The 12,903-nt window shown below is 68.7% G+C and carries 14 protein-coding genes; all 14 read right to left on the bottom strand.

Annotated elements, in window-relative coordinates:
- Positions 1-19: 19 nt before the first annotated feature.
- The 14 genes from lepA to rpmF all read right to left on the bottom strand — a co-directional run bounded on the left by lepA (position 20) and on the right by rpmF (position 12,871).
- Positions 20-1,828 carry a translation elongation factor 4 gene (gene lepA, locus N4G63_RS04925; protein WP_314599411.1) on the bottom strand — a complete coding sequence of 603 codons (1,809 nt, stop codon included), beginning with the start codon at positions 1,826-1,828 and terminating at the stop codon, positions 20-22.
- A gap of 19 nt (positions 1,829-1,847) precedes the next feature.
- Positions 1,848-2,084: a hypothetical protein gene (locus N4G63_RS04920; RefSeq protein ID WP_314599410.1), complete on the bottom strand. Its 237-nt coding sequence runs from the start codon at positions 2,082-2,084 to the stop codon at positions 1,848-1,850.
- A gap of 294 nt (positions 2,085-2,378) precedes the next feature.
- Positions 2,379-3,857, bottom strand: coding sequence for a DegQ family serine endoprotease (locus N4G63_RS04915; RefSeq protein ID WP_314599409.1), 1,479 nt, complete (start codon positions 3,855-3,857; stop codon positions 2,379-2,381).
- Between the two features lie 37 nt (positions 3,858-3,894).
- Positions 3,895-4,956 (bottom strand): MucB/RseB family sigma factor regulatory protein, encoded by a 1,062-nt coding sequence (locus tag N4G63_RS04910; RefSeq protein ID WP_260790441.1) that lies wholly within the window; start codon positions 4,954-4,956, stop codon positions 3,895-3,897.
- Positions 4,953-5,597 (bottom strand): sigma-E factor negative regulatory protein, encoded by a 645-nt coding sequence (locus N4G63_RS04905; RefSeq protein WP_314599408.1) that lies wholly within the window; start codon positions 5,595-5,597, stop codon positions 4,953-4,955. Before N4G63_RS04905 ends, N4G63_RS04910 begins: the two co-directional genes overlap by 4 nt.
- Before the next feature lie 101 nt (positions 5,598-5,698).
- Entirely contained in the window at positions 5,699-6,310 is a 612-nt protein-coding gene (rpoE, locus tag N4G63_RS04900) for an RNA polymerase sigma factor RpoE (RefSeq protein ID WP_260790439.1), read from the bottom strand.
- Positions 6,311-6,332: 22 nt separating this feature from the next.
- Positions 6,333-6,875 carry a hypothetical protein gene (locus N4G63_RS04895; RefSeq protein ID WP_260790438.1) on the bottom strand — a complete coding sequence of 181 codons (543 nt, stop codon included), beginning with the start codon at positions 6,873-6,875 and terminating at the stop codon, positions 6,333-6,335.
- 18 nt (positions 6,876-6,893) lie between these two features.
- Positions 6,894-8,138 carry a beta-ketoacyl-ACP synthase II gene (gene fabF / locus N4G63_RS04890; protein WP_260790437.1) on the bottom strand — a complete coding sequence of 415 codons (1,245 nt, stop codon included), beginning with the start codon at positions 8,136-8,138 and terminating at the stop codon, positions 6,894-6,896.
- A gap of 12 nt (positions 8,139-8,150) precedes the next feature.
- Positions 8,151-8,390, bottom strand: a complete 240-nt coding sequence (gene acpP / locus N4G63_RS04885; RefSeq protein WP_195796395.1) for an acyl carrier protein — start codon at positions 8,388-8,390, stop codon at positions 8,151-8,153.
- A 137-nt stretch (positions 8,391-8,527) separates the two neighbouring features.
- Positions 8,528-9,265, bottom strand: a complete 738-nt coding sequence (gene fabG / locus N4G63_RS04880; protein ID WP_260790436.1) for a 3-oxoacyl-ACP reductase FabG — start codon at positions 9,263-9,265, stop codon at positions 8,528-8,530.
- A 3-nt stretch (positions 9,266-9,268) separates the two neighbouring features.
- Positions 9,269-10,213 carry an ACP S-malonyltransferase gene (gene fabD / locus N4G63_RS04875; RefSeq protein ID WP_260790435.1) on the bottom strand — a complete coding sequence of 315 codons (945 nt, stop codon included), beginning with the start codon at positions 10,211-10,213 and terminating at the stop codon, positions 9,269-9,271.
- Between the two features lie 64 nt (positions 10,214-10,277).
- Positions 10,278-11,279, bottom strand: coding sequence for a beta-ketoacyl-ACP synthase III (locus N4G63_RS04870; protein WP_260790434.1), 1,002 nt, complete (start codon positions 11,277-11,279; stop codon positions 10,278-10,280).
- Positions 11,276-12,367 carry a phosphate acyltransferase PlsX gene (plsX, locus tag N4G63_RS04865; RefSeq protein ID WP_260790433.1) on the bottom strand — a complete coding sequence of 364 codons (1,092 nt, stop codon included), beginning with the start codon at positions 12,365-12,367 and terminating at the stop codon, positions 11,276-11,278. The genes N4G63_RS04870 and plsX overlap by 4 nt, the downstream gene beginning before the upstream one ends.
- Before the next feature lie 321 nt (positions 12,368-12,688).
- Positions 12,689-12,871, bottom strand: coding sequence for a 50S ribosomal protein L32 (gene rpmF, locus N4G63_RS04860; RefSeq protein WP_260790432.1), 183 nt, complete (start codon positions 12,869-12,871; stop codon positions 12,689-12,691).
- Positions 12,872-12,903 lie beyond the last annotated feature (32 nt).

Below are 12,903 nucleotides of genomic sequence, written 5' to 3'. Positions count from 1 at the left end.
CGCCGTATCGGGCCGGGAATTAATCGTCCACCTGCAGGATGGCCAGGAAGGCCTCCTGCGGGACCTCGACCGAGCCGATCTGCTTCATGCGCTTCTTGCCCGCCTTCTGCTTCTCGAGCAGCTTGCGCTTGCGGGAGATGTCGCCGCCATAGCATTTTGCCAGCACGTTCTTGCGCAGGGCCTTGATGTTCTCGCGCGCAATGATGTTGGCGCCGATGGCCGCCTGGATGGCCACGTCGTACATCTGGCGCGGGATCTGTTCGCGCATCTTGGCCGCCACGGCGCGGCCGCGGTACTGGCTTTGCGCGCGGTGCACGATCATCGCCAGCGGGTCGACACGGTCGCCGTTGATCAGGATGTCGACCTTCACCACATCGGCAGCGCGGTACTCCTTGAACTCGTAGTCCATGCTGGCGTAGCCGCGCGACACGGATTTGAGCTTGTCGAAGAAGTCCAGCACGATCTCGGCCAGCGGCAGCTCATAGGTGAGCATCACCTGCTTGCCGTGGTAGGCCATGTTCAGCTGCACGCCGCGCTTCTGGTTGGCCAGGGTCATGACCGGGCCCACGCTGTCTTGCGGCATGTACAGGTGCACGGTGACGATGGGCTCGCGGATCTCGCGGATGCGACCCAGGTCGGGCATCTTGCTGGGATTCTCGACGTCGATCACCTCGCCGTCGTTGAGCTCGACCTGGTAGACCACGCTGGGCGCGGTGGTGACCAGATCCTGGTCGAACTCGCGTTCGAGCCGCTCCTGCACGATCTCCATGTGCAGCAAGCCGAGAAAGCCGCAGCGAAAGCCGAAGCCCAGCGCCTGGCTCACCTCGGGCTCGTAGCGCAGGCTCGAGTCGTTGAGCTTGAGCTTCTCAAGCGCGTCGCGCAGCGAGTCGTACTCGCTGGCCTCGGTGGGATACAGCCCGGCAAACACCTGGGGCTGGATCTCCTTGAAGCCGGGCAGCGCCTCGGCCGCCGGACCGGCGTTGTTGGGCAGCTTCTTCTCGAGCGTGACCGTGTCGCCCACCTTGGCCGCCTGCAGCTCCTTGATGCCGGCGATCAGAAAGCCCACCTCGCCGGCATGCAGCGCATCACGCGGCTCGCTCTTGGGCGTGAACACGCCCAGGTGCTCGAGCGGGTAGACGGCATTGGTGGCCATCATGCGGATGCGGTCGGCCTTGCGCAGCACGCCATCGACCACGCGCACCAGCATCACCACGCCCACGTAGTTGTCGAACCAGCTGTCGATGATCATGGCGCGCGGCGGGCCGCCGGCATCGCCCTTGGGCGGCGGAATGCGCGCGATCACCGCCTCGAGGATCTCGTCGATGCCCAGGCCGGTCTTGGCCGAGCAGGGGATGGCATCGGTGGCATCGATGCCGATCACGTCCTCGATCTCGGACTTGGCGTTCTCGGGATCGGCCTGCGGCAGATCCATCTTGTTGAGCACCGGCACCACCTCGACGCCGAGGTCGAGCGCGGTGTAGCAGTTGGCCACCGTCTGCGCCTCGACGCCCTGGCTGGCGTCCACCACCAGCAGCGCGCCTTCGCAGGCGCTCAAGCTGCGACTCACCTCGTACGAGAAGTCGACGTGGCCGGGGGTGTCGATCAGGTTGAGGTTGTAGACCTTGCCGTCCGCCGCCTTGTACTGCAGCGCCGCCGTCTGGGCCTTGATGGTGATGCCACGCTCGCGCTCGATGTCCATCGAGTCGAGCACCTGCGCTTCCATCTCGCGATCGGACAAGCCGCCACAGCGGTGGATCAGGCGATCGGCCAGCGTCGACTTGCCGTGGTCGATGTGGGCGATGATGGAAAAGTTTCGGATGTGGTCCATGGGAACAGTCAGCGCCCCGTCACCGGATGCGCGACAAGCCGCGCGGCATCGCATTCGGACCGGGGGTGTCGGCAAAGCCTCGCGCAGGCCCGCCGGGACATAAAAAAAAGGCACGTCCAAGAGGAGACGCGCCTTCCAACAAATGTTTGGCAACTGCTTGTTGGGCCTTCATTGTAGCCAAATCGACCGCGCTGGAAACCGCGCCAATGCTGGATTTCCGGCCGTTGCGGGTGGCCAACAAAGAAAACTCATCCACAGCTTATCCACAGTCTCGGCGGCACAACGCCGAGTGCTTCAACCACCGTTCACTGCGCGCGCGAAGCGCATGCAAACCCGTGGCGAACCCCTGAATTCTAACTGCCGGCCAGCACAATCCACGGCGGCGGCCCAAGTAAGTTAGCGACAACCAACTTCAGCACCTGTCACACCGGCAGAAACGGCTGGCCGCGGGCCGGTGCGCGGCCTGGGGGTTCATCCAGCCGCCCTGCCGTGATGCGGAAAGACCCGCCAGCGCAGTCGGATGCCCAGGTTTTTTGAGCCCCCGGCCGGATCAGCGGGTCGGCCGGATGACCAGGTAGTTGACCCACTCGCCGCGCCGCACCATCACGCTGATGGCGCGCGCCTTCTCGGCCTTGGTGGCCACCGCGAGGAACTGCTTGACGTCGCTGATCTCGACGTTGTCGAGCGCCAGCACCACATCGCCCTCGCGCAGGCCGGCGCGTGCGGCCGCACCGTCCACCGCCTCGACCCGCACGCCCTGCTTGAGCTTGAGCTCGCGGCGCTGGGCCTCGGTGAGCTCGGTGACGGTAAGGCCCAGCGCCGAGCGGGCCGGCGCCGCCGGCGCCTCCTGGGTCGCGACCCGCGTGGGCGCATCGGGCTCGAACTCGGCCACCGTGACCGTGATGTCGCGGTAGCCGCCGCGGCGGAACACCTGCAGCACCGCCTTGCTGCCCGGCCGGGTGGCACCGACGATGCGCGGCAGGTCGCCCGACTTCTCGACCGCCTTGCCATCGACCTTGGTGATGATGTCGCCCGCCTCGAGCCCGGCCTTCTCGGCCGGTCCACCGCCTTCGACGCTGCGCACCAGCGCGCCGGCTGGCTTGCCCAGGCCGATCGACTCGGCCACGTCCTTGGTCACCGGCGCAATGCTCACGCCGATGCGGCCGCGGATCACCCGCCCCTGCGCCCGCAGCTGGTCGGCCACGCGGCCGGCCTCGTCGATCGGGATCGCGAACGAGATGCCCATGAAGCCGCCCGAGCGGCTGTAGATCTGGCTGTTGATGCCCACCACCTCGCCACGCATGTTGATCAGCGGACCGCCCGAGTTGCCGGGGTTGATGGCCACGTCGGTCTGGATGAAGGGCAGGTAGTCGCCGGTGTCGCGCGCCTTGGCGCTGACGATGCCGGCCGTGACCGTGTTCTCCAGGCCGAAGGGCGAGCCGATGGCCAGCACCCATTCACCGACCTTGAGCTTGCCGACATCGCCCAGCTTCACCGCCGGCAGACCGGTGGCGTCGATCTTGACCACGGCCACATCGGTGCGCTTGTCCAGGCCGATGACCTTGGCCTTGAACTCGCGCTTGTCGGTGAGCGTGACGATCAACTCGTCGGCGCCATCGACCACATGCGCGTTGGTCATGATGAAGCCATCGGCGCTGAGCACGAAGCCCGAGCCCACACCGCGCTGCTGCGGCTCTTCTTCGGCGTTGCCGCCACGCGGCGTGGTGCCGCGGCCACCCGGGTTGTTGGGATTGCCGGGCATCGGAATGCCGAAGCGGCGGAAGAACTCCTCCATGCTCGGGTCCATGCCGCTCTGGCCACTGCGGCCATTGGCACGCTCGAGCGTACGGATGCCCACCACCGACGGGCCCACCTTCTCGACCAGCTCGGTGAAATCGGGCAGCGTTGCGCCGGCCGCCACCGGCGCTGCTCGCACCTGGGCCACAGCCGGCACGGCCAGCATCAGCGCAGCCGCCAGCGCCACAGCGGCACGGCTTGCGCGGGACAGCGAGAACTCCATCATCGACATCAGGTCACCTCGTCTCACACCACCAACGGGCCGACGATCAACGTCGGCGCTCGAACAACATCTCGAACTGCTGCGCCGTGGCCAGCGGCACCTCGCCGACCACGGTGAACCACCAGTCGCCGCGGCGGCTGGTGAGCGTTTGCGTGGCGCCCATCAGGCTGCGCATGGGCTGGCGGTGACGCTGCGCATCGAAGCGCTCGATGAACACCGACACCTGCGCCAGGCCATCGGAGAACACCGCCTGCATCACCGGCTCCACCGTTTCGCGCTCGGCCAGATCGAGCGAGCGCCGCGTGCACGAGACCAGCTGGAAACCCGGCACCGCGCGGGCGATGCGCCAGCCCTCGACCTCGGGCTCGGTCTTGACCGCCGGGGCCTGCACCACACGGTAGCCCTCGAGCTTGCGCATCGCGGCCAGCACCGGCTCGGCCGACAGGCGCCCGCCGATGCGCAGATCGCTGAAGGCGGTGGACTCAAGCACCTCGCCATTGCGGCCCAGCAGATCGGCACGCAGCAGCAGGCCGGTTTCGCGCTCGGCCCACAACCGCTGCGCAAAACGCCATTCGTCGCGGGGCTTGAACATCAGCACCTGGGCGTCGTGGCCGGCCACGCGGTCTGCGCCCATCGCGCGCAGCTCGTACTGCTCGAGCACCCGCTGCCCGGCCATGCGTGGCAGGGCCGGAAACTCGCTCACCGGATCGTCCTGCTCGGCCACCGCCAGCCGGGTGGCCGGCCACAGGGTGAGCATCTGCTCGTTGTGGCGGAACTGCAGGCGCGGCTTGCCGTCGAGCACCTCGATGCGCTCGACGCGCTGGCGGGCATCGCACACATGCAGCACGCGCGAGCTGGACACCACCCCGCCGGCGGTGAAGGTGAGCGTGCCCTGGTAGCTGCGCTGCGCCACGGCCTGCTGGGCGCGGCTGAGCCATTGCAGCGCCTCGTCGATGGCGGTTGCCGTGGGCACCGACTGCGGCGCCACGCGCGACACCGCGGTTTGCGCCACCGGCAGCAGCGGCCAGCACAGCACGGCCAGGCCCAGGCCTGCAGCCAGGCCCTGGCGAGCTACGCCGCCATGGGCACCCAAGCGGCGCACTGTCACCGCGACTCGTAGACCACGGCCACCGGAGCGCCGTCGTGGTCGGGCGCAACGAAGCCGTTGGCCAGCTTGCGATGGGTGGCGATGTAGCGGTCCAGCCGCGCATCGCGCACCATCGTCATCGGCACGCTGCCACCCGGCACCGACGCCGCCAGGCCCGGGCCCACGCTGGTGGCCGTGGCCATGAGGCCCGGCTCCAGAGGCCCCAGCGGACTGACCGCCCGCATCACACCCACCACACCGGCCACCACCACCACGCCTGCGGCCACGGCCATCGGCGCAAAGCGGCGCGAGGCGGCTCGGCGCTGCGGCACCGTCGCCGCCAGTGCGGCGGCGGCCGGCACGGCAGCCACCGCCACGGCCGGCTCACGCGCGGCCGGCAAGGGCGCCATCGGCACCGGCTCGGTGGCCAGACGCTCGCGCAGGCGCTGCAGAAAGGCCTCGTCGCGCTGCGGCGTGCTGGCCAGATCCTCGGAGCGCAGCACGTCGCCGATCAGGTGGTAGGTGTGCCAGGCATCGCGCGCCTGCGCATCGGCGCGCCAGCGGCTGCAGGGCGCGCGCACGCCCTCGGGCGGCAGCTCGCCGTCCATCAGCGAGGACAGGGTTTCACGCTGCGCGTTCGACGAATCCGAATTGCTCACCATGGTCCTCGTTCAACTCCAGTTCGCTGCCCGGGCCTGCCCCGTGACCGCTCGATGCCGTGCGCTGCGCCGCATTGACCGCCTTCCGCACTGCCCACCACCGCTCACCACCGTTCGCCATCGCGCGTGCCCAGCAGGGGCCGCAGGCGCTGCGCGATCGATTCGCGCGCGCGGAAGATGCGCGAACGCACGGTACCGATCGGGCAGTTCATCAGGGCGGCAATCTCTTCGTAGCTCAATCCTTCGATCTCGCGCAGCGTGATGGCCTGGCGCAGATCCTCTGACAAGGCTTCGATCGCGGCGTTCACTGTCTGGGCGATTTCTTTGCTGGCCAGCAGGGCCTCGGGGGTTTCGCCATTGCTTAGTTCGGGTGCACCGCGGGAAGTTTCATCGTCGTCGTCATGCGCACCGGCCATGGCCGATTCGGTGAGCACGGGATCACGCCGCAGCTCCACCAGGGCCTTCTTGGCGGTGTTGACCGCGATGCGGTAGAGCCAGGTGTAGAACGCGCTCTCGCCACGAAACTGCGGCATCGCGCGGTAGGCGCGGATGAAGGTTTCCTGCGCGATGTCCTGCACCAGGTCGGTGTCGCGCACCATGCGCGCGATCAGGCGCTCGATGCGGCGCTGGTACTTGACCACCAGCATCTCGAAGGCCGCCGTGTCGCCCACGCGCGCGCGCTCGACCAGCGGGCCATCGACGTCGTTGGGGTTCATGACCGCGCGTCCGCCGCAGGCATCACAGCAGGCCGGGCCCGACCCGGCCCTCGGGCACCGGCTGCAGCACGGCGTGGTGCTGCAGCGCCACGCGCAGGCCATGCCAATGGCTGCCGGCGGCCGCCCGCCGGGCCACGGCCCAGCAGACCGGCGGGTGCGCGGCCAGGGGCCGCAGGCGCAGCAGCAGCCACGGGCCCAGGTCGAGTTGCACGGCCACGCTTGCCAGACGGTGCACCGGCAGCGGCGTTGAGGCCTGGGCGGGCACACCGCTCATCAGGCAGGTCCAGTATTGGCCCGTCCAGCCCAGCCCTTGCGCCGTGCCGGGCAGGCAGCGGCAGGCTTGCCAGCGACCCAGCCACGCAGCGCCCAGCAGCCAGGCCGCCGCGGCCAGGGCCGGCCACCAGCGGCCGGCATCGGGCCCGGACAGCTGCGCCTGCCATGCGCTGCGCCAGGTGGCGGCCCAGGCGATCAATGCCCCGGCTGCGATCAGGTGCAGCAGCACGATGGCCGCACGCTCGGTGCGTCCATCGGCCAGCGGGGCTTCGACGGCAGGGGCGGCGCGCATCGCAAGCGCCGGTGGGCGTCACACGCGGCGCAGTACCAGCGTGCCGTTGGTGCCGCCGAAACCGAAGTTGTTCTTCACGGCCACGTCGATCTTCATCTCGCGCGCGGTATTGGCGCAGTAGTCCAGGTCGCACTCGGGATCCTGGTTGAAGATGTTGATCGTGGGCGGCGACACCTGGTGGTGCAGCGCCAGCGTGGTGAACACGCTTTCGATGCCACCAGCGCCGCCCAGCAGGTGACCGGTCATGCTCTTGGTGGAATTGACCACCAGGCGCTTGGCATGGTCACCAAAGGCCAGCTTGATGGCATTGGTCTCGTTCAGGTCGCCCAGCGGCGTGGAGGTGCCGTGTGCATTGAGGTACTGCACCTCGTCGGCATTGATGCCGGCATTGCGCAGCGCCGCCTTCATGCTGCGCTTGGGACCATCGACGTTCGGTGCGGTCATGTGGTACGCGTCGGCGCCCATGCCAAAACCGGACAGCTCGGCGTAGATCTTGGCGCCGCGCTTCTTGGCGTGCTCGTACTCCTCGAGCACCATCACGCCGGCGCCCTCGCCGAGCACGAAGCCGTCGCGATCCTTGTCCCAGGGTCGCGAGGCGGTCTTGGGGTCGTCGTTGCGGCCCGACAGCGCACGCGCTGCCGCAAAACCGCCCAGACCCAGCGGCGACACCGTGCTTTCGGCGCCGCCGGCAATCATCACGTCGGCATCGCCGTATTCGATCAGACGACCCGCTTCGCCGATGCAGTGCAGGCCGGTGGTGCAGGCCGTCACGATGGCCAGGTTCGGCCCGGTAAAGCCGAAGCGGATCGAGATGTGGCCCGAGATCATGTTGATGATCGAGGCCGGCACAAAGAACGGGGAGATGCGGCGCGGGCCGCGTTCCATGTAGTCCTTGTGCGAGTCTTCGATGTTGGGCAGGCCACCGATGCCCGAGCCGACGATGCAGCCGATGCGCTCGGCCGCCTCTTCGGAGAGCGCGTCGTTGACAGGCAGACCGGAGTCTTGCACCGCCTGGATCGCCGCCGCCATGCCGTAGTGGATGAAGGTGTCCATGTGACGGGACTCCTTGCCGGGGATCCACTCCTCGACCTTGAAGCCCTTGACCTCACCCGCAAAACGGCAGGACAGCGCCGAGGCATCGAAACGGGTGACGTTGTCGATGCCCGAGCGGCCCGCGACCAGATTGGCCCAGGCTTCGGACACGGAGTTGCCCACCGGGGTGATCAACCCCAGACCGGTGATGACGACGCGACGACGGCTCATGTGTACTGGGTATCAGGCCTTCTGGTGCTTGACGGCGTAGTCGATCGCCAGTTGCACCGTGGTGATCTTCTCGGCTTCCTCATCGGGAATCTCGATGCCGAACTCGTCTTCGAGGGCCATCACCAGTTCGACCGTGTCCAGCGAGTCAGCGCCCAGATCGGCCACGAAGGCCTTCTCGTTGGTGACGTCCGACTCCGGCACGCCAAGTTGCTCGGCAATGATCTTCTTGACGCGTGCTTCGATATCGCTCATGACTCCTCCAGGAGTAAAAATGCACAAACCAGCCCAGGATTCTACCGGCGCTGGAGCGAGCTCTCTAGATGGCCTGCCCCGCGCCGCGCCGGTCGGGTCTGGATGACCGGCGAGGAAAATAGCTCGTTGTCTGGGTCTCAGACCATGTACATGCCGCCGTTGACATGCAGCTCGGCGCCGGTGATGTAGCCGGCCAGCGGGCTGGCCAGGAAGGCCACCGTGTGCGCAATCTCCTCGGGCGTGCCCAGGCGGCCCAGCGGGATCTGGCCCAGCAGCGCGGCCTTCTGCGCTTCGGGCAGCACATCGGTCATGTCGGTGGCGATGAAGCCGGGGGCGACACAGTTGACCGTGATGTTGCGGCTGCCGAGCTCACGCGCCAGGGCGCGGCTCATGCCGGCCAGGCCGGCCTTGGCGGCGGCGTAGTTCACCTGGCCGGCGTTGCCCGACGCCCCCACCACCGAGGTGATGTTGATGATGCGGCCAAAGCGCTGCTTCATCATCGGCCGGATGGCCGCGCGCGACAGGCGGAACACCGCCTTCAGGTTGGTGTCGAGCACCGCATCCCAGTCGTCGTCCTTCAGGCGCATGGCCAGGTTGTCGCGGGTGATGCCGGCGTTGTTGACCAGCACGTGCAGCGCGCCGAACTCCTTGACGATGGCGTCGAAGGCCGCATCGGTGGCGGCTGCATCGGTGACGTTGAGCACCACGCCACGGCCGCCCAGCGGCTCGAGCGCCTGCTGGATGCTGGCGGCGCCCGACTCGCTGGTGGCGGTGCCGATCACCGTGTGGCCTTGCGCGGCCAGCGCGGCCGCGATGGCACGGCCGATGCCGCGCGTGGCGCCGGTGACCAGGGCAATCTTCTTGTCGTCGCTCATGGCTCAGGCTCCAGCCAGCAGGGTCTTGGCCTCGGCCAGCGAGGCGGGGTCGAATACCGTGGTGGCCACGGCCTCGCCGTCGATGCGCTTGACCATGCCGGCCAGCACCTTGCCCGGGCCGCATTCAAGAATGTGGGTGAGGCCGCGCGCGCGCAGCGCCTGCACCACTTCCACCCAGCGCACCGGGCCGAAGGCCTGACGGTACAGCGCATCGCGGATGGCCTGGGCATCGGCCACCACGGCCACGTCGATGTTGTTCACCACCGGGATCTGCGGCGCGGCGATCGCCACCCCGGCCAGCCGCTCCTTCAGGCGCTCGGCCGCCGGCTTCATCAGGCTGGAGTGGAAGGGTGCCGACACCGGCAGCGGCAGCGCCCGCTTGGCGCCCAGGCCCTTCAGCAGCTCGCAGCCCTTGGCCACGCCGTCCTTGCTGCCGGCGATGACCGTCTGCTTGGGATCGTTGAAGTTCACCGCCTCCACCGGCTGGCCGCTCTCAGCCGCGGCGAGCGCGCAGCCCTCGCGCACCTTGTCGGCATCCAGCCCCAGGATGGCGGCCATGGCGCCCTGCCCCACCGGCACGGCATCCTGCATGGCCTGGGCGCGAAAGCGCACCAGCGGCAGCGCATCGGCCAGGCTCAGCGCACCGGCGGCCACCAGCGCGGTGTACTCGCCCAGCGAATGACCGGCCACGGCTGCGGGCAGCGCGCCGCCTTCGGCCAGCCAGGCGCGGTAGCAGGCGATGCCGGCGGTCAGCATCACCGGCTGGGTGTTGGTGGTGAGGGCCAGCTGCTCCTGCGGGCCTTGCGCGATCAGCGCGGCGATGTCTTCGCCCAGGGCCGTCGAGGCTTCTTCGAGCGTGGCGCGCACGGCCGGGTGATCGCCCCAGGCATCGAGCATGCCGACGGATTGCGAACCCTGGCCGGGAAAAACGAAGGCGAACGGGGTCATCGGATGGGAGTCTCCGGACGATGGGTGACAGGAATGGGCGGCTGCGCCAGCGACGCGCCGCCGGTCAGAAATCGAGCAGCACGGCGCCCCAGGTAAAGCCGCCGCCCACGCCCTCGAGCATCAGCGTGTCGCCGCGCCGCACCTTGCCGGCGCGCACCGCGGTGTCCAGGGCCAGCGGGATCGACGCGGCCGAGGTGTTGCCATGCTGATCGACGGTGACGATCAGCTTCTCGAGCGGCAGCTTCAGCCGCTTGGCCGTGCCCTGCATGATGCGGATGTTGGCCTGGTGCGGGATCAGCCAGTCGATGTCGGACTCGCTGCGGCCAGCCTTCTCGAGCGTGGCGCGTGCCGCCTGCTCGAGCACACCCACGGCCAGCTTGAACACGGCCTGGCCGTCCATCTTGAGCAGCGGATCACCCAGCACCTGCCCGCCCGACACCGTGCCCGGCACGCACAGGATGCCCACGTGCTTGCCATCGGCATGCAGATCACTGGCCAGGATGCCCGGCGTGCCGCTGGCCTCGAGCACCACCGCGCCGGCGCCATCGCCGAACAGCACGCAGGTGCCGCGGTCGTTGAAATCGAGGATGCGCGAAAACACCTCGGCGCCGATCACCAAGGCCCGCGTGGCGGCGCCGGTGCGGATCATCGAATCGGCCACCGTCAGCGCATAGACGAAGCCCGAGCACACGGCTTGCAGATCAAAGGCCGGACAGCCGGCGATGCCGAGCTTGTGCTGCACGATGCAGGCGGTGGACGGGAACACCATGTCCGGCGTGGACGTGGCAACGATGATCAGGTCGATGTCGGCCGCGGCGCAGCCAGCGGCCTCGAGTGCATGGCGTGCGGCCTGCACGGCCAGGTCGCTGGCGTTGACGCCCTCGTCGACAAAATGGCGGGCACGGATGCCGGTGCGTTCAACGATCCAGTCATCGGAGGTCTCGACGCCACGCTCGGCCAGCTGGGCGGCCAGCATGGCGTTGGTGAGGCGGCGCGGCGGCAGGTGGCTGCCGGTGCCAGCGATGCGTGAATAACGGGCGGGGCTGGCGGAATGCGGTGTCGTCATGCGGCTTTGGCGGGCGGCTCGGTGCGGGCCACCGGCACATCCGCCGCGGCCGTGGCCAGCGTGTTGCGGATGCGTTGGTGCACGCGGTCGAGCAGTCGGTTGCGCGCCGCATCATACGCCCGCGCCATGGCGCGCTCGAAGGCGTAGGCATCCGACGACCCATGCGCCTTGAACACCAGGCCACGCAGGCCCAGCAGCGCGCCACCGCTGTAGCGGCGGTGGTCGATGCGGGCCTTGAACCGGTTGAGCACCGGCAAGGCCACCAGCGCCGCCAGCTTGGTGATCGGCGAGCGGGTGAACTCCTGCTTGATCATCAGCGACAGCATGCCGGCCAGGCCTTCGCTGGTCTTGAGCAGCACATTGCCGACGAAGCCGTCGCACACCACCAGGTCGGTGGTGCCCTTGAAGATGTCGTTGCCTTCGATGTTGCCGTGGAAGTTGATCTGCCCGGCGGCATCGGCGGCGCGCAGCAACTCACCGGCGCGCTTGATCACCTCGCTGCCCTTGATGACCTCTTCACCGATGTTGAGCAGGCCCACGGTGGGCTGCTCGTTGCCATCGTCGAGCGCACTCACCAGCGCACTGCCCATCACCGCGAATTGCAGCAGGTGCTCGGCACTGCAATCGACATTGGCGCCGAGGTCGAGCACCTTGGTGAAGCCACCCTTCTGGTTGGGCAGCATGGCGGCAATGGCCGGCCGGTCGATGCCGTCGAAGGTCTTGAGCACGTAGCGCGCCACGGCCATCAAGGCCCCGGTATTGCCGGCCGACACGCAGGCATCGGCTGTGCTGGCCCCGTCATCGCCAGCCTTGAGCTGGCCGATGGCCACGCGCATCGACGAGTCGCGCTTGCGGCGCAACGCCACCTCGACCGCATCATCCATGGCCACCACCTCGGTGGCCACCACCCGGGTGCAGCGCGGCCAGCCGGCGGCGGGCGCCAGGGCCTCGGCCGTGCCCACCAGCACCAGCTCGGCCTGCGGGTGGCTGTCGAGAAACGCGCGGCAGGCCGGCAGCGTGACCGACGGGCCATGGTCGCCGCCCATGCAATCGATGGCGAGACGCACACGGGCAAGGGGCTGCAGCATCGGGGAAACGGGCGACGTCAAGGGCGGTCAATCGAAAGGCAGGGCACACACGGTGCCGGCACCCGGCGTGCGGCGCTGGCACCAGCCCAGACACCGCACTGGCGCCACAGGCACCGGGCGGCGCCAAGGGTAGCCGCTTTGCGCGCCAGGCCCGTGACAGGCCGGCCACAGCAACGACGACGCCCGGCAGCGCACAGGGCGAAGCCGGGCATCGGAACCCGCAGCAAGCGGGGGCGGCAAGTCGGGCCGCGCGGGCCTGGCCTCGCGCAGCGATCAGCGGCATGGGCAGCAGAGCGCCTCGATCCGCCGAGCAGGCCTGGATCAGGCCTCGGTCTTGGTCTTGAGCACCTTGCGGCCGCGGTAGAAACCGGTCGGGCTGATGTGGTGGCGCAGATGCACCTCGCCGGTGGTCGGCTCGATGCCGGTACCCGGGGTCACCAGCGCGTTGTGCGAGCGGTGCATGCCGCGCTTGGAAGGCGACTTCTTGTTCTGTTGAACGGCCATGAGGTTCTCCTGATCGGATGAGGGACGGTTGG

The sequence above is a fragment of the Aquabacterium sp. OR-4 genome (assembly GCF_025290835.2).
Lineage (GTDB): Bacteria > Pseudomonadota > Gammaproteobacteria > Burkholderiales > Burkholderiaceae_C > Pseudaquabacterium.
This window is presented reverse-complemented; position numbering and strand designations above follow the sequence as displayed.